This is a genomic window from Brevibacterium yomogidense, assembly GCF_900163715.1.
GTDB classification, from domain to species: domain Bacteria; phylum Actinomycetota; class Actinomycetes; order Actinomycetales; family Brevibacteriaceae; genus Brevibacterium; species Brevibacterium yomogidense_A.
Window position 1 is genome coordinate 1 of the sequence record NZ_FWFF01000022.1, and the last position, 22,200, is coordinate 22,200.

At 69.3% G+C, this 22,200-nt stretch carries 22 protein-coding genes; 18 read left to right on the forward strand and 4 right to left on the reverse strand.

Annotated features, from left to right (window positions below; all coding sequences use genetic code 11):
- Positions 1-195: 195 nt before the first annotated feature.
- Positions 196-1,539, forward strand: coding sequence for an NADP-specific glutamate dehydrogenase (gene gdhA / locus FM105_RS14010; RefSeq protein WP_179207206.1), 1,344 nt, complete (start codon positions 196-198; stop codon positions 1,537-1,539).
- Positions 1,540-1,698: 159 nt separating this feature from the next.
- Here gdhA and FM105_RS14015 read toward each other — a convergent pair whose 3' ends face one another.
- Positions 1,699-2,226 carry a flavin reductase family protein gene (locus FM105_RS14015; protein ID WP_256970429.1) on the reverse strand — a complete coding sequence of 176 codons (528 nt, stop codon included), beginning with the start codon at positions 2,224-2,226 and terminating at the stop codon, positions 1,699-1,701.
- Here FM105_RS14015 and FM105_RS14020 point away from each other — a divergent pair.
- Together FM105_RS14020 and FM105_RS14025 are read left to right on the forward strand one after the other, a co-directional pair.
- Complete coding sequence (locus FM105_RS14020) at positions 2,225-2,485, forward strand: DUF3039 domain-containing protein (RefSeq protein ID WP_087009312.1); 261 nt, start codon at positions 2,225-2,227, stop codon at positions 2,483-2,485. The genes FM105_RS14015 and FM105_RS14020 overlap by 2 nt on opposite strands.
- Positions 2,486-4,267, forward strand: a complete 1,782-nt coding sequence (locus tag FM105_RS14025) for a DEAD/DEAH box helicase (RefSeq protein WP_087009313.1) — start codon at positions 2,486-2,488, stop codon at positions 4,265-4,267. It abuts the gene before it with no gap.
- 26 nt (positions 4,268-4,293) lie between these two features.
- On the opposite strand, the gene FM105_RS14030 is transcribed toward FM105_RS14025, so the two are convergent.
- Entirely contained in the window at positions 4,294-5,625 is a 1,332-nt protein-coding gene (locus FM105_RS14030; RefSeq protein ID WP_087009315.1) for a nicotinate phosphoribosyltransferase, read from the reverse strand.
- A 269-nt stretch (positions 5,626-5,894) separates the two neighbouring features.
- On the opposite strand from FM105_RS14030, the gene clpS reads away from it, so the two are divergent.
- The 10 genes from clpS to FM105_RS14080 all read left to right on the forward strand — a co-directional run bounded on the left by clpS (position 5,895) and on the right by FM105_RS14080 (position 15,882).
- Positions 5,895-6,170, forward strand: coding sequence for an ATP-dependent Clp protease adapter ClpS (gene clpS / locus FM105_RS14035; protein WP_256970434.1), 276 nt, complete (start codon positions 5,895-5,897; stop codon positions 6,168-6,170).
- Entirely contained in the window at positions 6,167-6,865 is a 699-nt protein-coding gene (locus FM105_RS14040) for a DUF2017 domain-containing protein (protein ID WP_087009318.1), read from the forward strand. Before clpS ends, FM105_RS14040 begins: the two co-directional genes overlap by 4 nt.
- On the forward strand, positions 6,865-7,719 hold the full coding sequence (locus tag FM105_RS14045; protein WP_087009320.1) for an MBL fold metallo-hydrolase: 855 nt from the start codon (positions 6,865-6,867) through the stop codon (positions 7,717-7,719). The genes FM105_RS14040 and FM105_RS14045 overlap by 1 nt, the downstream gene beginning before the upstream one ends.
- The gene (gene rph / locus FM105_RS14050) at positions 7,716-8,468 is read left to right on the forward strand and encodes a ribonuclease PH (protein WP_087009321.1); all 753 of its coding nucleotides are present in this window, start codon (positions 7,716-7,718) and stop codon (positions 8,466-8,468) included. The genes FM105_RS14045 and rph overlap by 4 nt, the downstream gene beginning before the upstream one ends.
- 1 nt (position 8,469) lies before the next feature.
- The gene (gene rdgB, locus FM105_RS14055) at positions 8,470-9,072 is read left to right on the forward strand and encodes an RdgB/HAM1 family non-canonical purine NTP pyrophosphatase (RefSeq protein WP_087009323.1); all 603 of its coding nucleotides are present in this window, start codon (positions 8,470-8,472) and stop codon (positions 9,070-9,072) included.
- Positions 9,073-9,223: 151 nt separating this feature from the next.
- Positions 9,224-10,738, forward strand: a complete 1,515-nt coding sequence (locus FM105_RS14060) for an ABC transporter substrate-binding protein (RefSeq protein WP_087009434.1) — start codon at positions 9,224-9,226, stop codon at positions 10,736-10,738.
- A gap of 77 nt (positions 10,739-10,815) precedes the next feature.
- Positions 10,816-11,760, forward strand: coding sequence for an ABC transporter permease (locus tag FM105_RS14065; RefSeq protein WP_087009325.1), 945 nt, complete (start codon positions 10,816-10,818; stop codon positions 11,758-11,760).
- Positions 11,757-12,662: an ABC transporter permease gene (locus FM105_RS14070; protein WP_087009327.1), complete on the forward strand. Its 906-nt coding sequence runs from the start codon at positions 11,757-11,759 to the stop codon at positions 12,660-12,662. The genes FM105_RS14065 and FM105_RS14070 overlap by 4 nt, the downstream gene beginning before the upstream one ends.
- Positions 12,662-14,419: a dipeptide ABC transporter ATP-binding protein gene (locus tag FM105_RS14075; RefSeq protein ID WP_087009329.1), complete on the forward strand. Its 1,758-nt coding sequence runs from the start codon at positions 12,662-12,664 to the stop codon at positions 14,417-14,419. Before FM105_RS14070 ends, FM105_RS14075 begins: the two co-directional genes overlap by 1 nt.
- Before the next feature lie 29 nt (positions 14,420-14,448).
- Positions 14,449-15,882 (forward strand): amidase, encoded by a 1,434-nt coding sequence (locus FM105_RS14080; protein ID WP_256970430.1) that lies wholly within the window; start codon positions 14,449-14,451, stop codon positions 15,880-15,882.
- 87 nt (positions 15,883-15,969) lie between these two features.
- Here FM105_RS14080 and FM105_RS14085 read toward each other — a convergent pair whose 3' ends face one another.
- Positions 15,970-17,268, reverse strand: coding sequence for a hypothetical protein (locus FM105_RS14085; RefSeq protein ID WP_143275899.1), 1,299 nt, complete (start codon positions 17,266-17,268; stop codon positions 15,970-15,972).
- 143 nt (positions 17,269-17,411) lie between these two features.
- Between FM105_RS14085 and FM105_RS14090 the strand changes: the two genes are divergently transcribed.
- Entirely contained in the window at positions 17,412-18,629 is a 1,218-nt protein-coding gene (locus FM105_RS14090) for a cell division protein PerM (protein ID WP_143275900.1), read from the forward strand.
- Here the strand turns inward: FM105_RS14090 and FM105_RS14095 are convergent.
- The gene (locus FM105_RS14095; RefSeq protein ID WP_087009334.1) at positions 18,592-19,119 is read right to left on the reverse strand and encodes a hypothetical protein; all 528 of its coding nucleotides are present in this window, start codon (positions 19,117-19,119) and stop codon (positions 18,592-18,594) included. The genes FM105_RS14090 and FM105_RS14095 overlap by 38 nt on opposite strands.
- 82 nt (positions 19,120-19,201) lie before the next feature.
- On the opposite strand from FM105_RS14095, the gene purN reads away from it, so the two are divergent.
- The 4 genes from purN to FM105_RS14115 all read left to right on the forward strand — a co-directional run bounded on the left by purN (position 19,202) and on the right by FM105_RS14115 (position 22,161).
- Positions 19,202-19,813 (forward strand): phosphoribosylglycinamide formyltransferase, encoded by a 612-nt coding sequence (gene purN, locus FM105_RS14100; protein ID WP_087009335.1) that lies wholly within the window; start codon positions 19,202-19,204, stop codon positions 19,811-19,813.
- Positions 19,814-19,857: 44 nt separating this feature from the next.
- The gene (purH, locus tag FM105_RS14105) at positions 19,858-21,411 is read left to right on the forward strand and encodes a bifunctional phosphoribosylaminoimidazolecarboxamide formyltransferase/IMP cyclohydrolase (RefSeq protein ID WP_087009337.1); all 1,554 of its coding nucleotides are present in this window, start codon (positions 19,858-19,860) and stop codon (positions 21,409-21,411) included.
- 16 nt (positions 21,412-21,427) lie between these two features.
- Positions 21,428-21,808, forward strand: coding sequence for a hypothetical protein (locus tag FM105_RS14110; RefSeq protein WP_087009339.1), 381 nt, complete (start codon positions 21,428-21,430; stop codon positions 21,806-21,808).
- Between the two features lie 131 nt (positions 21,809-21,939).
- Complete coding sequence (locus tag FM105_RS14115) at positions 21,940-22,161, forward strand: antitoxin (RefSeq protein WP_087009341.1); 222 nt, start codon at positions 21,940-21,942, stop codon at positions 22,159-22,161.
- The last annotated feature ends 39 nt before the right edge of the window (positions 22,162-22,200 follow it).

Consider the following 22,200-nt stretch of genomic DNA (forward strand, 5'->3'; position numbering starts at 1 on the left):
GAGGGTCTGAGGGTTTGAGCGTTGCTCACCTTCAGGCCCTCAACCCATTCACAAGCACATTCGTGTGATGTCCGCACCGCGCTGCAGTGCCTACCGGCACTCGGCTGAGCCTGCATATGTGCGAGTCGTATGCAATTCCTTCTCGCTATTCAGAACCGCACGCTCGATCCTTGTGTCACCTATATAGTTCTCACCATGAGTCTTCATCCCGCCCTCCAGCCCATGTACGACACTGTCCTGCACAGGAACCCTGGGGAGTCCGAATTCCACCAGGCCGTGCTCGAGGTGTTCTACAGCCTGGGCGCTGTGGCGGACCGTCATCCCGACCTGGTGGAGTCAGGCGTCATCGAGCGCCTCTGCGAGCCGGAGCGCCAGATCATCTTCCGCGTCCCGTGGACGGACGATCACGGGAAGGCCCAGATCAACCGCGCATTCCGCGTCGAGTACAACTCCGCGCTGGGGCCGTACAAGGGCGGACTGCGATTCCACCCGACCGTCTACCTCGGCATAGTGAAGTTCCTCGGCTTCGAGCAGATCTTCAAGAACGCGCTGACCGGTATGCCGATCGGCGGCGGCAAGGGCGGTTCCGACTTCGATCCCAAGGGCAAGAGCGATGTCGAGATCATGCGCTTCTGCCAGTCGTTCATGACGGAGATGTACCGACACCTCGGCGAGCACACCGATGTCCCCGCCGGCGACGTGGGCGTGGGCAGCCGCGAGGTCGGCTTCCTGTTCGGTCAGTACAAGCGGATCACCAACCGGTTCGAGGCGGGAGTACTCACCGGCAAGGGCCTCGACTATGGCGGGTCCATGGTGCGGACTGAGGCGACAGGCTTCGGTCTCGTGTACTTCGTCCGCGAGATGCTCGCCGCCGCCGGCCGGTCGTTCGACGGCAAGCGGGTCATCGTCTCCGGATCGGGCAACGTGGCGATCCACGCTGCGCTCAAGGCGCAGGAGCTCGGGGCGACAGTCATCTCCGCGTCCGATTCCGGCGGATACGTCCACGACCCTGCAGGCATCGATGTTCGGCTGCTCAAGGACGTGAAGCTGGAGCGCGGTGCGCGGATCAGTGCGTACGCGGATGAGCGTCAGTCGGCCACATACCATCAAGGCGGAAGCGTGTGGTCGCTGGAAGCGGATATCGCCCTGCCGTGCGCCACTCAGAACGAACTGGACCGCGACGCCGCCGCTGAGCTGGTGAAGAGCGGAATATCCGTCGTCGCAGAGGGTGCGAACATGCCGTGCACGCCGGACGCGATCAAGGTGTTCGCCGAGAACGAGGTGCTGTTCGGTCCAGGCAAGGCCGCGAATGCCGGCGGAGTGGCGACTTCTGCTCTGGAGATGCAGCAGAACGCTTCGCGTGACTCCTGGTCGTTCGCGCAGACCGATGCCCGCCTCGACGAGATCATGTCCGGGATCCACACGGCGTGTGCGGAGGCGGCGGAAGCGTACGATGCGCCGGGCGACTACGTCGCTGGTGCGAACATCGCGGGATTCCTCCGCGTCGCCCGCGCCATGAGTGCGCAGGGCGTCGTCTGAGACTCTGACCTGACACCCCATCCCCTCAGCCGCCCGGCAACGCCGGGCGGCTGAGGGCGTTGTGCACGTCGTGGGGACTGTGCTGGACGTCCCGATGGCGGCTGTGAGGTCGTGCCTTCCTCCGGGTGTCGCCTGTGTCTACTGAGGAGTGCTGTGCCGTCAGCGGGGCGCAGGACGGTGATACTCGCCTGCCCAGTGCAGGAGGGGTGGGGGAGTCGTCCCAGCCGAGCTGCATGCCTCCACGCGGCAGATGAGCAGTTCATGGGTCTCAGCCGTGACGCGCTCGACGATCCGCAGGTCGAACCAGGCGACGCTGTGAGCGATGACGGGTCCCCCCGACGGGGCCTCGACCGTCTCGATGCTGTCCAGGACCCCGCGGAGGGGCTGTGCCGGCTCTCCGAGCCACTGGGCGATTCCCTTCTGCTCCGCCGAGAGGACGCTCAGAGTGCAGGTGTCGGTGAGTTCGAGTGATTCGGCCATCCGTGACCCCCCGTAGATGGACACGGCCATGGTCGGTGGGTCGTACGACACATCGAGGAATGAGTCGACGGTGATCGCGTGCCGGGCACTTCCGCGGCGACATGCGATGACGGCGACCGGTCGGGGGAAGTCTTGGGCCGTGCTGCGGTAGGCGTCCACGAAGGCTGGGTCGGACATGTCCGTGTGCGGTCCTAGAATGGGTGCCATGTCTGAAACATATCCCGCCGGCGGAGGGTCGGCCACGCTAGATCGGCTCGAGCAGGACCAGCTCGTCGAGCCCGGTGACCATGAGCGGTTCTCGCACTACGCACCCAAGGACAAGATCATGGAGGCCATGGTCAACGGCACTCCGGTCGTCGCGCTCTGTGGCAAGGTGTGGACTCCGACCCGTGACCCGGAGCGGTTCCCCGTGTGCCCCAAGTGCAAGGAGATCTTCGAAACGATGCCCGAAGGTCCGCAGGAGTAAGTGTCGAGCAGGGTTCCCGGCACTCACGCCGCTGAACAGCTTCCTCCCGCATTCCCCGAACGCGCTGCCTGGGGAACAGCGGGGAAGCTGCGTGCATGGCAGGCTGAGGCGCTGGAAGAGTACTTCGACACGCAGCCGCGCGATTTCCTCGCGGTGGCGACCCCCGGGGCAGGCAAGACGACGTTCGCGCTGCGGCTCGCAGCGGAGCTGCTGGCCAAGCGCATCGTCGACCGGGTGACGGTCGTCGCGCCGACTGAGCACCTCAAGGTGCAGTGGGCGGACGCAGCCGCACGGGTGGGGATCCGCCTGGACCCCCACTTCAAGAACGCGCAGGGACGGCACGCGCCGGGGTTCCACGGTGTGGCGGTGACGTACGCCCAGGTGGCGGCGAAGCCGGTGCTGCACCACAACAGGACCGCCGCGGCGCGGACACTCGTGGTCCTCGACGAGATCCACCACGCAGGCGACGCCCTGTCGTGGGGCGACGCGATCCGCGAGGCGTTCGAACCCGCCAGGCGACGGCTCTCGCTCACCGGCACCCCGTTCCGCTCCGACACCGCGGCGATCCCGTTCGTCGAGTATGAGCCGGACGAGGAGGGCATCCGCACCTCGCGCTCGGACTACACGTACGGCTACGCGCAGGCACTGCAGGACGGCGTGGTGCGCCCGGTGCTCTTCCTGGCCTATGCCGGCGAGATGCGGTGGCGGACGAAGGCGGGCGATGAGATGTCCGCCGTCCTAGGAGCTGACGCGACGAAGGACATCCACTCCCAGGCCTGGAGGACCGCGCTGGACCCGAAGGGCGAATGGATCCCAGCGGTGCTCCGTGCCGCCGATCGCCGTCTCTCGGAAGTCCGTCACACCGTGCCGGACGCCGGCGGACTCGTCATCGCGACCGATCAGACCGTGGCGCGCGCCTACGCGAAGCAGCTGAGCGAGATCTGCGGGGAGGAGGTCACCGTCGTCCTCTCCGATGAGGCCGGTGCCTCGTCGCGGATCGAGGAGTTCCAGAACTCCGATCGGCGCTGGATGGTCGCAGTGCGGATGGTGTCCGAAGGTGTGGACGTCCCGCGGCTGGCCGTCGGCGTGTATGCGACGTCCTCGGCCACACCGCTGTTCTTCGCCCAGGCGATCGGCCGCTTCGTACGCGCCCGGAAGAGGGGCGAGACGGCGTCGATCTTCCTGCCGAGCGTCCCGATCCTCATGGCGCTCGCGAACACGCTCGAAGCCGAACGCGATCACGCCCTGGACCGGAAGCCCAACCCGGATGACGACGGACTGGTCACGTTCGACGACGAGGCCCTCGCAGAGGCGAACCGCGCGGATTCCGCCAGTGACGACCTCCTGGGGTCCTTCGAGGCACTGGACGCTCAGGCGAGCTTCGACAAGGTGCTCTTCGACGGCGGCGAGTTCGGCGCGGGCGGAGCAGTCGGATCCGCGGACGAACTGGACTTCATCGGCATCCCCGGCCTGCTCGAGCCCGACCAGGTGACGGAGCTGCTGCGCAAGCACCAGGCCGACCAGCAGTCCCGCCGCTCACGCGTCGCGGTCGAGGAGCCGCAGCCGGCCGTCGATGAGTTCGAGCATCGCGCGCTGAAGGAGGACCGCAACAGGCTGCAGACGCTCGTGGGCGCCTGGGCGCGGCGCACGGGCAAGCCGCACGCCACGGTCCACGTCGACCTGCGCAAGGCGTGCGGGGGGCCGGCCGTTGCCGAAGCGACGCGTGACCAGATCCGGGATCGGATCGCGAAGCTCGAGGCCTGGTTCGTCGGACGCCGGTGAGACTCACCGGTCGAGGCCCCGGGCGGTCAGCCCTCGTAGTAGACGGTGGGGATGGCGGGCTCCCCGTCCTGGAGGCGCCGCGCGGTGCGGGGGAGCTCTGCGACGGACTCCGCGTGCCGGGCACGGGCCCGCCGCACCCCCTCCTTGCCGGTGTGCGAGTCGTCCACGACCCCGTCGACGACCAGGTCGACGAGCAGGTGCCGTCCGTCGGCGAGGTCGGCGGGGATCTGAGGAATGCCGATCGCCTCTTCCGTGGCGATCGGGCCGTCGAAGACACGGACCGCCTGCTTGCGGCCGCCGCGGCTGCTCTTGCCGTTGGCCTTCTTCGCGACGGCAGTCCACTCGCCGTCGCCGCCCGGTGAGTCGGTGTGCGCGACGAGCTTGTAGACGAGGTTGGCGGTCGGGAAGCCGGAGCCGGTGACCACCCGCGTTCCCACGCCGTAGGCATCGACCGGAGCGGCGGTCAGCGCCGCGATCGCATACTCGTCGAGGTCGCTGGTCACGGTGATGGTGGTGTTCCTGGCTCCGAGCTCATCGAGCTTCGCCCGGACCTCGGACGCCTGGATCGCCAGGTCTCCGGAGTCCAGCCGCACACCGCCCAGCTCCGTGCCTGCGACGGCGATCGCAGTCTCCAGCGCTTCGTCCACGTCGTAAGTGTCGAGGAGGACCGTCGTGTCCGCACCGAGCGATTCGACCTGCGCGGTGAAGGCCTCGCGCTCCGTGTCGTGGATGAGGGTGAAGGAATGGGCCGAGGTCCCGAGGGTGGGGATCCCGTAGGCCATCCCCGCTTCGAGGTTCGAGGTCGCGGAGAACCCTGCGACGGCTGCGGCCCGTGCCGCGGCCACGGCGGAGCTCTCGTGCGTGCGCCGGGATCCCATCTCCGACAGCGGACGGCCCCCGGCAGCACTCGTCATCCGGGATGCCGCCGAGGCGACCGCCGTGTCGTGGTTGAGGACCGACAGGATGAGGGTCTCGAGGATGACGGCGTCGCCGAATGTGCCCTCCACCGTGAGGATGGGGGACCCGGGGAAGTACACATCACCCTCCGCGTAGCCGCGGATCGTGCCGGTGAAGCGGTAGTCGCGCAGATAGTCGAGAGTGTCCTCATCGACGAGCGATTCGCTCCTGAGCCACTGCAGCTGGGCATCGGTGAAGCGGAAGTCCGCGAGGTGCTCGAGCGCTCGGCCGGTGCCGGCGACGACGCCGTACCGTCGGCCCGCAGGCAGACGCCTGCCGAAGGTCTCGAAGATGCTGCGACGATGCGCCGCGCCGGATCGGAGTCCAGCCTGCAGCATCGTCAGTTCGTACATATCGGTGAGGAGTGCGCTCGAACCGAGCCTCGCCGCGAGTTCGCCCATGCCTGGATCCTAGAGCACATCACGGTCCACCGCAGAGCGTCGAGAGCGACGGACGATCCGGTGCGCCGCAGCCACGGCCGGGCCGCACCCGCGAACCGGCCGCACCCGCGAACCGTCAGCAGCGGGGACCGGCGGCAGCGGGGGCCGGGCCCGCCTCGTGTGAGGCGGATCCCATGCGTGCGGATGGGGACCTCGGCGGCGGTCATCGCGGTTAGGGTAGGGGCGTGGCAGACCAGGAAGGGGCGACCGCAGTCGCGGAGCCGGACGCATTGAGCGCGCCCGCGCCGGCGCGGGACCTGCCGTGGGTGACCCTGGTCCTCAATGACCCGGTCAACCTCATGAGCTACGTCGAGTTCGTCTTCCGCGAGTACTTCGGCTATCCCCGTGCGAAGGCCAGGAAGCTCATGCTCGAGGTGCATGAGAAGGGCCGCAGCCGGGTGTCGACGGGCACGCGTGAGCAGATGGAGACCGACGTCCAGGCCATGCACGGCTACGGCCTGTGGGCCGAATGCCGTCCTGCCGACGACAGGGGTGACCAGACGTGAGGATCCTGCCCGACCACACGGGCGAGCACGTCATCCTCCAGATGGAGGACGCTGAGCAGTCGATCATCGCCGCGCTCCTGTCCGACGTGTCGCAGCTGCTGTCGACCGACCTCCCCGAACCGGATGCGGATCCGTTCGAGAGGCTGGTGGGCCACCTCGATCCCGACCAGGAGGTCACCCGCCCCGGTGACCCCGCCCTGCTGCGCCTCCTGCCGGACGTCGACTCCACGGATCCCGACCGGTCGGCGGAGTTCCGGCGCCTCACCGAACGGGACCTGCGCGAATCGAAGCTGCACAGCATCCGCATCGCCCTCCACAGCCTCGGCCAGCACCCCGGCCCGGTCGCGCTGGACGCAGAGGCAGCGCGCGCATGGATGCGGGCGCTGACCGACGTGCGCCTGGTCCTCGCCTCCCGCCTCGACATCACACAGGACGAGGATGCGGAACGGCTGATGTCCGGGGCCAGGGACATCGGAGAGACGGGCGAGGCGGTCCTCAGCCTCTATGAACTCACCACCTGGCTGCACGAGCACATCACCCAGTTCATGCTCGAGGGGCTTCCCTCCCATCCCGACGACGGGATCGACGAGGACCTCGCAGAGCTCTTCGAGGACGACTGGCTCGATGAGGAGCTCGATGAGGAGACCGACGACGCCACGGACGGCACACATTCCGACGACGAGGAGGACCGCTGATGCGGCTCACTGCAGTCGGCACCTCCGGTTCGTTCCCGGGCGCGGGCAACGCGGCCAGCTGCTACCTCCTCACGTGGGACAACGGCGGTCGGGAGCGGAAGGTCGTGCTCGATCTGGGCTCCGGTGCGCTGGGAGCGCTCCAGGAGCACATCGACGCTCTGGACCTCGACGCGGTCGTGCTGTCGCACCTGCACCCGGACCACTGCCTCGACATGACCGGGCTGTTCGTGCGCCGCGTCTACGATCCCGCCGTGTTCCAGGCGCCGCCGGACTCCACCTCCGCTCCGGTGATCGCGACGGCACCGCTCGACGTCTGGGGGCCGGCCGGCACGCAGGAGCGCCTGACGCGGGCGCACCACACCGATCCGGGCCTCAGCCCCGACGCCGATCGGGCGCACCCGACCGACCTCGGCACCGCCTTCGCCTTCCGCACCATCCGCGAAGGCGAGCCCTTCACGATCGGCGGGGCCCTGTTCGAGCCGTTCCTGGTCCGTCACCCCGTCGAGTGCTATGCGCTGCGCATCACCGCACCGGACGGGGGAGTCCTCGTCTACTCCGGTGACACCGACGCGTGCGACGGGCTCGACCGCGCCGCGGCGAACGCCGACCTCTTCCTGTGCGAGGCGGCGTTCGAGGAGGGCCGAGACGTCGCTCGCGACGTGCACCTCACCGGCCTGCGCGCAGGCGAGACGGCTGCACGCGCAGCCGTGAGGCACCTCGTCCTCACCCACATCCCACCCTGGACGCGCGCCCGCGTCGTCCGTGCAGAAGCGGAGTCCGTGTACTCCGGCCCCCTGGACATCGCGCGACCCGGCGCTGTCTGGGACATCCCCTCCGAAAGGACCCGACTGTGACTCAGACCGCTCGTTTCGACGGCCGCACCCCCGACCAGCTGCGCGAGGTGCGGATCACGCGCGACTGGCTGGACCATGCCGAGGGCAGCGTCCTCGTCGAGTTCGGCCGCACCCGCGTCCTCTGCGCGGCGTCGCTGTCCGAGGGCGTCCCGCGCTGGATGAAGGGGCAGGGCCGCGGCTGGGTGACCGGCGAGTACGCGATGCTGCCGCGCGCCACCCACACCCGCAGCTCGCGCGAATCGGTCAAGGGCCGCGTGGGCGGGCGGACGCACGAGATCTCCCGCCTCATCGGCCGGTCGCTGCGCGCCGCCGTGGACATGGACAAGCTGGGGGAGAACACCCTCCAGATCGACTGCGACGTCCTCCAGGCGGACGGCGGCACGCGGACGGCCGCGATCACCGGTGCCTACGTCGCGCTCGCCGACGCGATCGACACCGGCCGCCGCCGCGGGTGGATCCCCGCCGCCGTCGACCCGATCGTGGATTCGATCGCCGCTGTGAGCGTGGGCATCGTCAACGGCGCCCCCGTCCTCGACCTCCCCTACGAGGAGGACGTCGAAGCGGACACGGACATGAACGTCGTCATGACCGGCTCCGGCGCATTCGTCGAAGTGCAGGGCACTGCGGAAGCCACCCCGTTCGACCGGTCCGAGCTGGGCCGGCTGCTCGACCTCGCGCAGGTGGGCTGCGCCTCGCTCACGGAACTGCAGCGCGCAGCGCTCGCCGAACCGCGCAGGTCCGGTTCCTGACATGAGCAGCGCGACCTTCGCCGAGGCGGTCCTCGCCACCCGGAACGCGGGCAAGATCCGCGAGCTCGAGTCGCTGCTCGCGGAGTCCCTGGGCCCGGTCCGGGTCCTGTCCGCCGCCGATGCGGGACTGCCCGACGTCGTCGAGGACGGGATCACGTTCGAGGCGAACGCGCTGCTGAAGGCCCGTTCCGCTGCGGCGCACTCCGGACTGCCCGCGTTCGCCGACGATTCCGGTCTCGCGGTCGACGTGCTGCACGGCGCCCCCGGGATCTTCTCCGCGCGCTGGTCGGGAGTGCACGGCGACGATGCCGCGAACAATGCTCTGCTGCTCGCACAGCTGGGCGACGTGCCGGACGAGCACCGCGGGGCCGCCTTCGTCTGCGCGGCCGCATTCGTCACCCCGGACGGGACCGAGGTCGTCCGTGAGGGCCGCTTCTCAGGAACCCTGCTGCGCGAACCGCGGGGAGATGACGGATTCGGGTACGACCCCCTGTTCGTGCCGAACGGGTCCTCGCTGACCGCGGCAGAGATGGGGCCCGCGCGAAAGAATGCCGTCTCGCATCGTGCACTCGCCTTCCGCGCTCTGCTGGGGGCGATCGCCTGAGCGTATGAGGATGTGAGACCGCAGTCCGCATGCCGGACTGCGGAGGGTTCGCATGAGAGCTCCGTTACACTGTCGTACAGTCTTGAAGCAGTCCTCGACTTTGACTTCTCCCCGGATCCGACCGCGTGTCCCGGGAGCGAACGGAGCAATGATGTCCCGCCTCTCAGCCGCCGTCGCAGGCGCCGCAGTCCTCGCCCTCACCATCACCGGCTGCAGCGCAGGTGCTGACAGCAGCACGGGCGGTGAGGCGAACGCGGACCGCACCGACATCATCGTGGCTCACACCGCAGAACCGGTGAACCTCGACTTCACGACGACCGACGGCGCCGCGATCCCGCAGGCGCTCATGGAGAACGTCTACGAATCACTCGTGCGCATCGACCAGGAGGGCGAGATCCAGCCGGCCCTGGCGACGGACTGGGAGGTCAGCGACGACCGCCTCACCTACACGTTCACCCTCGACGAGAACGCCGCGTTCTCCAACGGAGAACCCGTTACCGCGGAGGATGTGAAGTTCTCCTACGAGCGGGTCGGCTCGGATGACTGGACGAACGCGCTGGGCGCGAAGATGGATGTCGTGGACTCCATCGAGGCCCCCGACGACCAGACGGTCGAGATCACGCTCGCGCATCCGTCGAACACCTGGCTGTTCAACCTCGCCTCACTGGTGGGTGCCGTCTTCCACCCGGACGGGGTGGACGACCTCGCGAACACGGCGATCGGCTCCGGCCCCTACGAGGTCGAGGACTTCACCCGCGGACAGCAGATCGTCTTCTCGAAGCGCGACGACTACGCGGGCGCGACCCCGGGAACGCTCGACACGGTGACCTTCCGCTACTTCGATGACGCGGTCGCGGCGTCGAACGCGCTGAAGTCCGGCCAGATCGACGTGATCGGCAACCTCCAGACGCCGGAGCTCACGTCCGACTTCGAGGCCGATGACACCAAGCAGGTCGCCGAAGGCACGACGAACGGCGAAGTGGTGCTGTCGATGAACAACGCGGAGGGCATCTTCGCGGAGCAGACAGCCCGTGAGGCCGTGCTCTACGGCATCGACGAGCAGGCGGTCCTCGACACGGCGTGGGGCGGGCACGGCACGATGATCGGCAGCATGGTCCCGCCCACGGACCCGTACTACGAGGACCTCACCGACGTGTGGCCGCACGATGTGGAGAAGGCGAAGGAGCTCGTCGCGGAAGCGGGCATCGAGGGCGAGGAGTTCACCTTCACCGTGCCCAGCCGCCCCTACGCCCAGGCATCGGCGGAGATGGTCGCGGCCCAGCTCGAGGAGATCGGGCTGAAGCCGAACATCGTCACGCAGGAGTTCCCCGCGGTGTGGCTGGACGAGACGATGACCAACCACGACTACGACATGTCCGTCATCAACCACGTGGAGGCCCGTGACCTCCTCACCGTGTTCGGCGAGGGCTACTACACCGGCTACGACTCGGCCGGGATCGAAGAGATCGCGGCCGCAGCGGATGAGGGGACCGAAGAGGAGTACGTGGAGGGGATGAAGGAGGTCGCCCGGACCATCACGGAGGACGCGGCCGCAGGCTTCCTCTACCTGTTCCCGAACCTCGTCGTCGCAGACGCGACGGTCACCGGGCTGCCCGTCAACGCGGTGTCCGACTCCTTCCAGATCTACGACCTCGCGTGGAACTGAACGACGACCGCTCGGCCGGCACTCTGGGTCCTCTGGACCCGCCCATCGACACCGCACTACTGAAAGACGACTGATCCGTGCGCGCACTCGCCAGCAGACTCCTGCAGTTCGTGCTGACCGTGTGGGCTGCGTCCGTCGCAGTGTTCGCGCTCATGCAGATCCTTCCCGGCAACGCCGCACAGGTGGCCGCGGGCATGAGCGCCACTGCGGAGGACGTCGCCCGCATCGAGCAGGAGTTCGGCCTCGACCGGCCGCTCATCGTCCAGTACGGCGACTGGCTGACAGGGATGCTGCAGGGCGACTTCGGCATCTCCTATGTCACGGGCGCACCCATCACCCCGCTGGTGTTCAACAGCATCCAGGTCACGCTGATCCTCGTTCTCAGCGCCATGGTGCTCGCGCTGCTCATCGCAGTGCCGCTCGGGACGATCGCGGCGCTGCTGCGCGGCCGCAGCCTGGGCGCTGTGCTGTCCGGCCTGAGCCAGGTGGGAGTCGCAGTCCCCAACTTCCTCGCCGGCATCCTGCTGGTGATGGTATTCTCGCTGGGGCTGGGCTGGTTCCCGTCGTCCGGATGGCAGGCGCCCATCTTCGGGATCGGCGGATTCCTGTCGCACCTGATCCTGCCGGTGGCCTCGCTGGCCCTGGTGCAGGGCGCGATCCTCACCCGCTACGTCCGCTCCGCAGTGCTCGAGATCATGCGCGAGGACTACCTGCGCACGGCGCGGGCGAAGGGCCGCACCTCTGCGAGCGCGCTCGCCGTCCACGGGCTGCGCAACGCGGCCATCCCGGTCGTGACGGTGGCCGGCGTCCAGCTCGCGACCCTCCTGATCGGCGCTGTCGTCATCGAGCAGGTCTTCGTGCTGCCCGGGATGGGATCGGAGCTGGTGCGCGCGGTCGAGAACCGCGACCTGCTCACCGTCCAGGCGATCGTCATGGTGCTCGTATTCCTCGTCCTGGCGCTCAACCTCATCATCGACCTCCTGTACACCCTCCTCGACCCGCGTGTGAGGAATGCCGCATGACCACCCCCGCCTCTCCCGCTTCCACCGCCTCGGCGGCAGCCACCGGCGCTCCGGTCGCGGACGCCCCGCGCAGACGCAGCCGCCGCACCGCGGACCTCACGTTCATCGTCGGGCTCGTGCTCGTCGGCATCGTCGTGGTCCTGGCGCTCGTGTCCTTCGTGTGGACACCGCATCCTCCCACCCAGCCGGACGCGGCCGGCCGGCTCCAGGGGATGTCCGCGGCCCACCCGTTCGGGACCGACCGCTACGGGCGGGACACACTCACCTGGATCATGCTCGGTGCGCGAGTGACCCTGCTCGTCGGCATCGTCGCCGTGGGCATCGCCATGCTCATCGGAGTGCCGCTCGGGGTGCTCGCAGGCATGACGCGGGCGCGCTGGCTGTCCGGACTCATCATGCGCGGCAATGACCTCCTGCTGGCCTTCCCCGCGCTGCTGCTGGCGATCGTGTTCTCCGCCGTGTTCGGCCCCGGCACCGGACCGGCGATGGCCGCACTGGGCATCGCCGCGATCCCGGCGTTCGCACGGGTGGCCCGCTCCGGCACCCTGCAGATCATGGGCCGGGAGTACATCGCGGCGGCGCGCACGGCGAACCGCACGCCGCTGCAGATCGCGATCCAGCACGTCGTCCCGAACATCGCCGGCCTCATCATCGTGCAGGCGTCCGTCACCTTCGCGCTGTCCGTCCTGGCCGAGGCCGGACTCTCCTTCCTGGGGCTGGGCACGCAGCCGCCCACTCCCTCCTGGGGGCGCATGCTCCAGGAATCGCAGCAGTTCCTCGGTTCGCGGCCGGAGCTGGCGATCTGGCCGGGCCTCTTCATCGCGATCGCGGTCCTGGGCTTCAACCTGCTGGGAGACGGCCTGCGCGACCGCCTGGACCCGACGCTGAGAGGCCGAAGCTGATGACCGACCCGCTGCTCGCCGTGCGCGACCTCACGATCTCCAGCGCATCGCAGACCCTCGTCCACCCCCTGAACTTCGCGATCGCGCCGGGCGAACGGGTGGGGCTCATCGGCGAATCGGGTTCGGGCAAGTCGCTCACCTCGTCCGCGGTCATGGGTCTGCTCCCGTCAGAGCTCACGGCCCAGGGCGAGGTCGCGCTCGCAGGGGAGTCGGGAAACCTCCTCACCCAGTCGGAGAAGTCGTTCGCACGCCTGCGCGGCAGCCGCATGAGCATGGTCTTCCAGGAGCCGATGAGCGCCCTCAACCCGCTCATGCGCGTGGGGGACCAGGTCGCAGAGGTCATGCGCCTGCACCGGACGGCATCGGGCGATGCCGCGTCGAAGCGCGCGATCGAGCTGCTCGACCAGGTGCACCTGCCGGACCCCTCCGCTGCGGCGAAGGCGTACCCGCACCAGCTGTCCGGCGGCCAGAGGCAGCGCATCATGCTGGCGATCGCCCTGGCGAACTCCCCGGACCTCCTCATCTGCGACGAGCCGACGACCGCGCTGGACGTGACGGTCCAGTCCGCAGTCCTCGACCTCATCGACGAGCAGGTCACCGCACGCGGGACCGGACTGCTCTTCATCACCCACGACCTGGCGGTCGTCGCCCGCGTGTGCGAGCGGGTCATGGTCATGAACGCGGGCCGCGTCGTGGAGACAGGAACGGTCGACGAGATCTTCACCGCACCGCAGCACGAGTACACCCGCGGTCTGCTGGCCGCGAGCGACCTGACGGCCACGGATTCGCGCGGTCGCCTCTTCACGATCGCGACGGCCGACCAGTACGCCGGGGCCGATCAGCAGGCGACCGCCGCCGAGGTGCCGGTCACCTCGGAGCAGACGCACGAGTCGGCACCGGCAGCGGCTCCGGAGCCGACCACGGCCTCGGCTCCGGAGCCCGAGCCGGCCACGGCCTCGGGCGCGGCCGACCTCATCGAGATGACCGGGGTCGTCAAGACCTTCACCCGCCGGGCCGGGCTCTTCCGCAGCCACAGGGTCGAGGCGCTCAAGGGCATCGACCTCTCCGTGCGCGCGGGCGGACGGATGGGCATCGTCGGGGAGTCGGGGTCCGGCAAGTCGACGCTCCTGTCGATCCTCTCCGGCCTCGAAGTGCCCACCGCCGGTGCGGTCCGCGTGGGGGACGTCGTCGTCGACCCCGATGACCAGTCCGGCCTCACCGCGATGCGCCGCGACCTGCAGATCGTGTTCCAGGATCCCTACGCATCGCTCGATCCGCGGATGAGCGTCGCGGAGATCATCGGCGAACCGCTGCGCTCGATGCAGGTGGGCCGGGACGAGAGGCTCGGCAGGGCAGAGGAGATGGTGGAGGCCGTGGGGCTCGACCTCGACGCGCTCACCCGGTTCCCCCACCAGTTCTCCGGCGGTCAGCGCCAGCGCATCTCGATCGCCCGCGCCCTCGTCACGCGCCCGCGGATCCTCGTCGCGGACGAACCGGTGTCCGCACTCGACGTCTCCGTGCGGGCACAGGTGCTCAACCTGCTCGCCGACCTGGTCGACGACTACAGCCTGACGCTCGTCTTCGTGTCGCATGATCTGGGAGTGGTCCGCCACCTGTGCTCGGACGTCGCGGTCATGCGGTCCGGCGAGATCGTCGAACAGGGGCGCACCGACCAGGTGTACGACGAACCCGCGCACGCATACACGAGGGCGCTCGTCGCGGCCTCGCCCACCATCCACGCAGCGCTCAGCGCCTGAGCTGCTCCCGAGCACGAAGGAGAGGACCCGTGGTGAACCCCACTGCTCCGCACGCCACAACCGCCGATCTGTCCGTCGCAGCGATGACCGAGGGCTTCCGCACCGGCGACCTCACGCCAGTCGAGGTGCTCGACGCGGTGCGGGAACGGGTCGAGGCCTGCGAACCCACGCTGAACGCACTCTGGTGGTCGGATCTCGACCAGCGGGGGAGGGCCCAGGCCGCGGCCCGCGAATCAGCGGAGCGCTGGCAGGCGGGAGCGCCGCGCGGTCCGCTGGACGGCGTGCCGGTCACCGTGAAGGAGAACATCGCGGTCGAAGGCGTCCCGATGCCCGGAGGCCACGCGGCCGGCGACCCGCAGCCCGCGACCGCGGACGCACCGATCACCGCGCGGCTGCGCGCAGGCGGTGCCGTCCTCTTCGGTGCCACTGTGATGCCCGACTGGGGGATGCTGTCCTCCGGAGTGTCCTCACGGCATGGGATCACGCGCTCGCCGCTGGACCCCTCGCTCACCACCGGAGGCTCATCGGCCGGCGCCGGTGCCGCGGCGGCCGCCGGCTACGGCCCCGTGCACATCGGATCCGACATCGGCGGCTCGATCCGGCTCCCCGGCACCTGGCTGGGACTGGCGACCCTCAAGCCCAGCTTCGGACGGGTCCCGCTCGACGCGCCGTACCTGGGGCGGTGCGCCGGGCCGCTCGCCCGCCGCACGGAGGACGTGCGCGCGGCGATGCAGGTGATCGGCCGCTCCGATGCGCGGGACTACTCCGAACTGCCCGCGTACACCGGCGACTACGCACGACCGCTGGCGGACGGCGACACGGGTGTGCGCGGCCTGCGGATCGGCGTGCACACGGACGCGGGCTGCGGAGAGGCGACCGACCCCCACGTCGCGCGCGTGGTGCGGGCGACCGCCGACGCCCTGTCCGACGCGGGAGCCGAGGTGGTGGAGATCGCCCCCTTCATGGATGAGGAGCTGCTCGCCGACGTCGACCGGTTCTGGCGGGTGCGCTCGTGGGCGGACTTCTCCGCGCTGGACCTCGACGATCAGCGACTGATCCTGCCGCACGTGGCGCGGTGGTGCATGGCCGGCGCCGACGTCCCGGCCGTCGACCTCATGCGCTGCTACCACTCGATCCAGCGGATGCGCGCCGTGACGATCGCGGCGACGGTGGACTGCGACTTCGTGCTGTCGCCGGTGGCGCCCATGGCGGCGTTCCCCGCCGAGCAGCCGATGCCGTACACGGATCCGTCGCTGCCCATGCAGCACATCGGCTTCACGGTCCCGTACAACATGTCGGAGCAGCCCGCGTCGAGTGTGCACGCGGGGTTCACCCCCGACGGCCGGACCGTCGCCGTGCAGGTGGCGGGGCGCCGCTTCGACGACGCCGGGGTGCTGGCGCTCTCGGAGCGCATCGAGGGGATCACGGCAGCGGCCGCACCCGTGCGCACCGTGGGGGTCTGAGACCTCCGCGACGACACGCATGAGCCCCGTGGTCCAGAGGACCACGGGGCTCATGCGTGCGTGGGGACTGGCCGCGTCCCCCGGCCGTCAGCCGTTGTAGAGGAAGTCGATGGAGATCGAATCCCCGTCGACGCTGACGGTTCCGGACGGGCGCAACTCCGATGTCAGCGTGTATTCGGCTCCGTCCTCGTCCTCGACGTCCGCCTCGACCTCGCCGGGCGCCTCATCGTCCGTGTAGAAGGAGCCGGTGCCGGGGATCCCGTAGTCGGTGACGACGATCGTGGGCCTCTCCGTCATCTCGTACTCGACGCCGTCCGTCTTGAGCGTGTCGTACGTCTCCTTCTCATCCGCGTTCGCGAACGAGTCGCGATCGAAGAAGCCGCAGTCGGTCTCGAGCTTGCCGGACTCCAGGCATTCGTCGAGCTTCGCATTGACCGCATCGGTGACGTCCTCCTTGTAGGCGTCCGTCACCTCGATGGTCACGTTGAGCGTCGCCGGCTGCGGTTCCGCGTCCGGGGCGAAGCCCACCGTGATGGCGGACGAGCCCTCTTCCGTGTAGGTGGTCTCCGGGACGACGAGTTCGTACGTCCCCGGCATGACCGCGTACTCCGTGGCCCCGGTCGCGAGGTCGACGGGTTCGCCGTTCACCGTCGCGTCCGCGGTCTGGGTGAGGTCGACGGAGAGCGTCTGCAGGACCGGCGGCTGCAGTGCCCACTGGTCGAAGAAGAAGCCCTGCCGGCCCGACTTGTCCGCGGTGAGCGGCAGTTCGTAGTCCTGGCCGTCGATCGAGTAGGACGCCGTCATCGTCGCCGTATCCCCGTCGATCTGGGCTTCGGACACCTGGACGTCCTCGATGGCTGAGGCCGAGGCTGAGAAGACGGCCGGATCGACGAGCGCCTCGTTCGCGCCGTTCGGCACTGTCGCGGGCGTGATCTCCTGCGCAGCTGCGAGGTCACCCGCGGCGACTGCGTCCAGGTACTCCTGCGCGACCGTCTCCGGACCGTACTGGCTGCGGTTGACGTTCATGAGGATCAGGGCGCCGACGACCACGAGGACCAGGACGAGCCCCACGGCGGACAGAGAGAGGATGAGGGGCATCTTCGACTTGCCCTTCTTCCGCTCCTGCTTGCGGGTCGCAGGAGCCGCGCCCGGCGCGTAGCCGGGGGCGGGCGCCGGCTGGGGGACCTCACCGGTCGGACCAGCAGCCTGCCCGCCCGGTCCGTCCTGCCCACCGCCGGGCTGTGGAGCATAGGGCGACGCGGGAGTCGATCCGTACGACGGAGGAGGAGCCCACGCGGACTGCTCGGATCGGTGCTCCTGCTGTGCCTGCTCCGGGGTCCGGTCGGGCATGGGCGGGATCTGCGGGTCCGGATCTCCAGAGCTCATCGCCAGGAACTCACCTTCACGACATCGACGACAGGGGTGCGGAGACGCGCTGGTCTCCAATCGCTCAAAGGTACCACCCGGACATGACCCGGAGGTGTGTCGAGTGCGCCTGTTGAGCGGCGATCGGGGCACAATGGGCGGCGATGTCATCGGCCCCCGCACTTCCCCCTCTCTCCAGCCGACACCCGGTCGTGATCGGCGCCCTCGAGGCGCTCCGGGCCGTCCTCGTCCTCGTCCTAACCGTTCTGGTCGTCGCCCTCGCCGCGTGGTTCGTCGCGATCGCCCAGCTGCAGCCGCTGTCCGCCGTCGTCCGGTGGGCCGGCACCCTGCTGGGCGCGGCCTCGGGGTGGGAGCTGGGGATCGGGCTCGGCCTCCCGCCGTCCCTCCTCACCGTCGGACTCATGTGTGTCATGACCTCCGCACTGCGAAGGACCCGCCGCGCGCTTGCCGCCAACGAGCAGCTGGTCCGTGCCGGAACCCTCCCCGCGACCCGCTATGCGGCGACGGTCGGGATGGCCACGTGCCTGGGTGCGATCGTCCTGGTGCTCCTGCTCGCAGGGCTGCTGGTGGGGGCGGGCACACTGACGCTCCTGGGGTCCGCGCGGTTCATCGTGGTGGTGTCGGTGCCGCTGCTCATCGCGTGCCTGGGTCCGGAGCGGCGCGGAGCACCCGCCGGTCGCTGGGCGCAGGCCCTGTTCGACCTCGTCGCGACGAAGGCGGGGGATGAGTGGGCCGACGCCCTGGAATCCGCGCTGCGGGTGCTGCGCCGCGTGGGGCTCGCCGTGGGGATCGTAGCCGTCCTGGGACTCATCGTCGCTCTCGCCACCGGGTGGTCCTCCATGGCCGAGGCGGTGTCCGGGTACTCCCGACCGACCGTCGCTGCGGTGGGGCTGGGCTTCGTCCAGCTGCTCTTCCTGCCGACGCTGCTGGTCATCACGGTGAGCTGGCTGTCGGGCGCCGGGGTCCACCTGTCTACCGCTGCCCTCGCGACGCCGTTCAGCTCGCAGGCCGCAGTGGTTCCCGCCGTCCCCGTGCTCGCCGCGGTCCCGGTGGACACCGCGGCATGGGGGTGGGCGGTGCTGGTCGTCCTCCCGCTCGCTGTCGGGGTCGCGACCGTGGGACGCAGCACCTGGGTGGAGGAGGTGGACTGGCGCGTGGTCGTCATCTCAGCCGGTCTGGGCTTCGTCTGCACCGCTGCGGCCGTGCTGTTCGCAGCGGGGCCGATCGGACCCGCGGGACTGGAGACGTTCGGCGTCCCCATCGGGACTGCGATCGCCACCATCGGCGGAGCCGCGGGTGCGGGCACTGCCGCCGGGTGGGGCCTCAGTCTGCTTGCGAACCGGGCATCGGCTGACCGGTGAGCCGTTCGAACCAGTCGCCGACCTGCGTGTTGTAGTCGTTCTGGCAGACGGCCGTCGCCTGCTCGGTGATCGAATCGGCCATGCACGCTTCGAAATCGGCGCGGATGTCCCAGATGAGGACCGTGGAGATGGCGGAGACGAGTACGTATCCCGCGACGATGAAGCCGATGACCCCCGTGACGATCGCCTGAGCGACCTGCCCCGCGCGGATCCCTGCGACGAGGCAGATGACAGCGCACGCCATCGCTCCGAGTGCGAGGACGCCGGACACGATGACGAGGGGGAGTGAGAGCATCGAGCAGAGGATCGCACCGGCGAGCAGCACCGTGAGCGCGAGGCCGTACTTCACGACGGTGCGCTGCGGGCCGCTGGGCTTCTCCGGTTCCTTGTCCGGACCGCCGTCGGGGGCGCCCGAACCCTTACCGGACGCGTCGGAATCGCGCGGCGGATCGATGCGGGTCTGGTCTTCGACGGGGCTCGGGTTGCTCACACCCACAGTGTCGCATACGGCCCGCGGGGGAGCGGCACAGCCCGGCCCGTCCCCTCCCACCGCGTTCCTCTAGACTTGCTGGGTGCGCTGCGTGATTCTCGCCTCCGGTTCAGGAACCCTCACCCAAGCTCTCCTCGACGCCTTCGCGGATGGGGGTGCAGGGGTGCAGATCGTCGCCGTCTGCTCCGACGTCGCGTCCGCCGGGGTGCTCGATCGTGCGCGGTCGGCAGGTGTCGAGACATGCGTCGTGGCCCCATCCGACCACTCCGCGCGTGCGGAGTGGAACCGGGCCCTGGCCGACACCGTGGCGTCGTACGATCCGGACTGGGTCATCTCCGCCGGTTTCATGCGGATCCTGGGAAGCGCATTCGTCGACCGCTTCGCCGGCCGCATCATCAACACGCACCCGGCTCTGCTGCCGTCGTTCCCCGGCGCCCACGGCGTCCGGGACGCGATGGCCCACGGCGTGAAGGTCGCGGGGACGACGTTCCACCTGGTCGACGCGGGCGTCGACACCGGCCCGATCATCGCGCAGTTCCCCGTGGCGGTGCAGGACGCAGACGATGAGGAATCGCTCCACGAGCGCATCCGCGCGGTCGAACGGACTCGACTGGTCGAGCTGCTGGCCTTCCTCGCCGAACGGACACTCACCGTCGAGGGACGACGCGTGACCGGGTGGACACCCGCACCGTGACCACTCCACAGAACCCATCCACACGAGCAGGAGGCACCAGAGACGTGCAGACAGCCCGACCCATCCGCCGCGCGCTCATCAGCGTCTATGACAAGACCGGCCTGGAGGGCCTCGCGCAGGGCCTCCACGCCGCCGGCGTCACCCTCGTATCGACCGGTTCGACGGCGGGACGCATCGCCCAGGCGGGTGTCCCCGTCACTCCTGTGGAGGAGCTCACCGGCTTCCCGGAGACCCTCGAAGGCCGTGTGAAGACGCTGCATCCGCGCGTCCACGCAGGGATCCTCGCGGACACGCGGAAGCCCGAGCACCTCGAGCAGATCGCTGAACTGGGCATCGAGGCGTTCGACCTGGTCGTCGTCAACCTGTATCCGTTCACGGAGACAGTCGCGTCCGGTGCGCCGTTCGACGACTGCGTCGAGCAGATCGACATCGGAGGGCCGTCGATGGTGCGCGCGTCGGCGAAGAACCACCCGAGCGTCGCAGTCGTCACCGACCCCTCCGTGTACTCCGAGGTCGTCGACGCGGCCGCGGGCGAGGGCTTCTCCCGCACACGGCGCACGCAGTTGGCCGCGGACGCATTCGCGCACACGGCCGCCTATGACGTCGCCGTGGCGTCGTGGATGGCCGGCCAGGTCGTCGAGGAGGAGGCCGGACTGCCGTCCTTCGTCGGCTCCGCCGTCCACAAGACCGCAGATCTGCGCTACGGAGAGAACCCCCATCAGCGTGCGGCCGTCTACGCGGTGCCCGGTGCAGGCGGCGCCGCGGGCGCGGTGCAGCTGGGCGGCAAGGAGATGTCGTTCAACAACTACCAGGACATCGACGCCGCGATCCGTGCCGCCTATGACTTCACGGACCCAGCGGTCGCGATCATCAAGCACGCGAACCCCTGCGGGCTGGCGGTGGGCGACGACATCGCAGACGCGCACAGGCGTGCGCACGCGACGGACCCGGTGTCCGCATACGGGGGCGTCATCGCAGCGAATCGCGAGGTGACGCTCGCGATGGCGGAGTCGGTGAAGCCGATCTTCACCGAGGTGCTCGCTGCGCCGTCCTTCGCCGCGGATGCCCTCGAGCTGCTGCGGACGAAGAAGAACCTCCGTCTGCTCGAGCTGGGTGAACACACGGAGCAGCGGATCGAGACGAAGCAGATCGGCGGTGGCCTGCTCGTGCAGGAGCGCGATCTGCTCCAGGCCGACGGCGACCAGCCGACGGGGTGGACCCTGGCCGCCGGTGAGGCTGCCGACGAGGCGACGATGCGCGACCTGGTGTTCGCATGGCGCGCTTGCCGATCGGTGAAGTCGAACGCGATCCTGCTCGCCCGGGACGGTGCCGCAGTCGGCGTGGGCATGGGCCAGGTGAACCGTGTGGATTCCGCGCGTCTCGCGGTCGAGCGGGCCGGGGAGGAGCGCGCGGCAGGCTCAGTCTGCGCGTCGGATGCGTTCTTCCCGTTCGCGGATGGACCGCAGGCGCTCTTCGACGCCGGTGTGAAGGCGATCGTCCAGCCGGGCGGATCGATCCGCGACGAGGAGGTGGTGGCTGCGGCTCAGGCTGCAGGCGTCACGATGTACTTCACAGGATCGCGCCATTTCCTCCACTGAGAGTGGGGACTCCACTGTGAGCAGGGGCTCCCGTGAGCACGGCGGCTCGCCCGGTCATGCTCGCCGTCCCGGTCATGCTCGACGTCGGGGCAAGGGCCGGGGCTGGTTCTCCAAGAGGTGGATCTACTGGAAGCGGCGCTACTCGAATCCGACGCTGCGCGACTGGGTGCTGCTGGCGACGGTCGTGGCGCTCGTCCTGGCCGTGGTCGTCGCCCCGCTGAGCTTCCGGCTGTCCGGATGGATGCTCGCTGCGGTCTGTGCCGCATCGGGCGTGCTCCGGCTGCTGCCCGACCCCTGGTGGGCGACGGTGCGCAATCGTGGGCGCGGGTTCGATGCGACGCTTTTCTTCAGCGCATCCGTCGCGCTTGCTCTTCTCACTGCGTCGATCCCCGATTAACACGAGCTGATCGTCGTCTGTGGACGTTCTGGGAGCATCCTCCTTCTGTTGCACGTGACCGGTCAGTAATGGAAGTGTCGTTTCCGAAGCCGCCCACCGGAGGCGGACGTCGATCTCAAGGAGGTACAGCAATGGGACTCGGAGATTTCGCAGACAAGGCCAAGGACGCCGCTAGCAACAACGAGCAGGTGCAGCAGTACGGCGAGCAGGGTCTGGACAAGGCCAGGGATGCCGCGAACGACGCCACCGGCGACAAGTTCTCGGATCAGGTCGACCAGGGTCACGGCGCTGCGTCGGACGCACTCGGCTTCGGTGACAAGGGCGGCGACCAGGGCGACGATAAGCGCAACTGATTCTTCGTTCTACGAATCGGCGCCCCGCTCCACCATCTG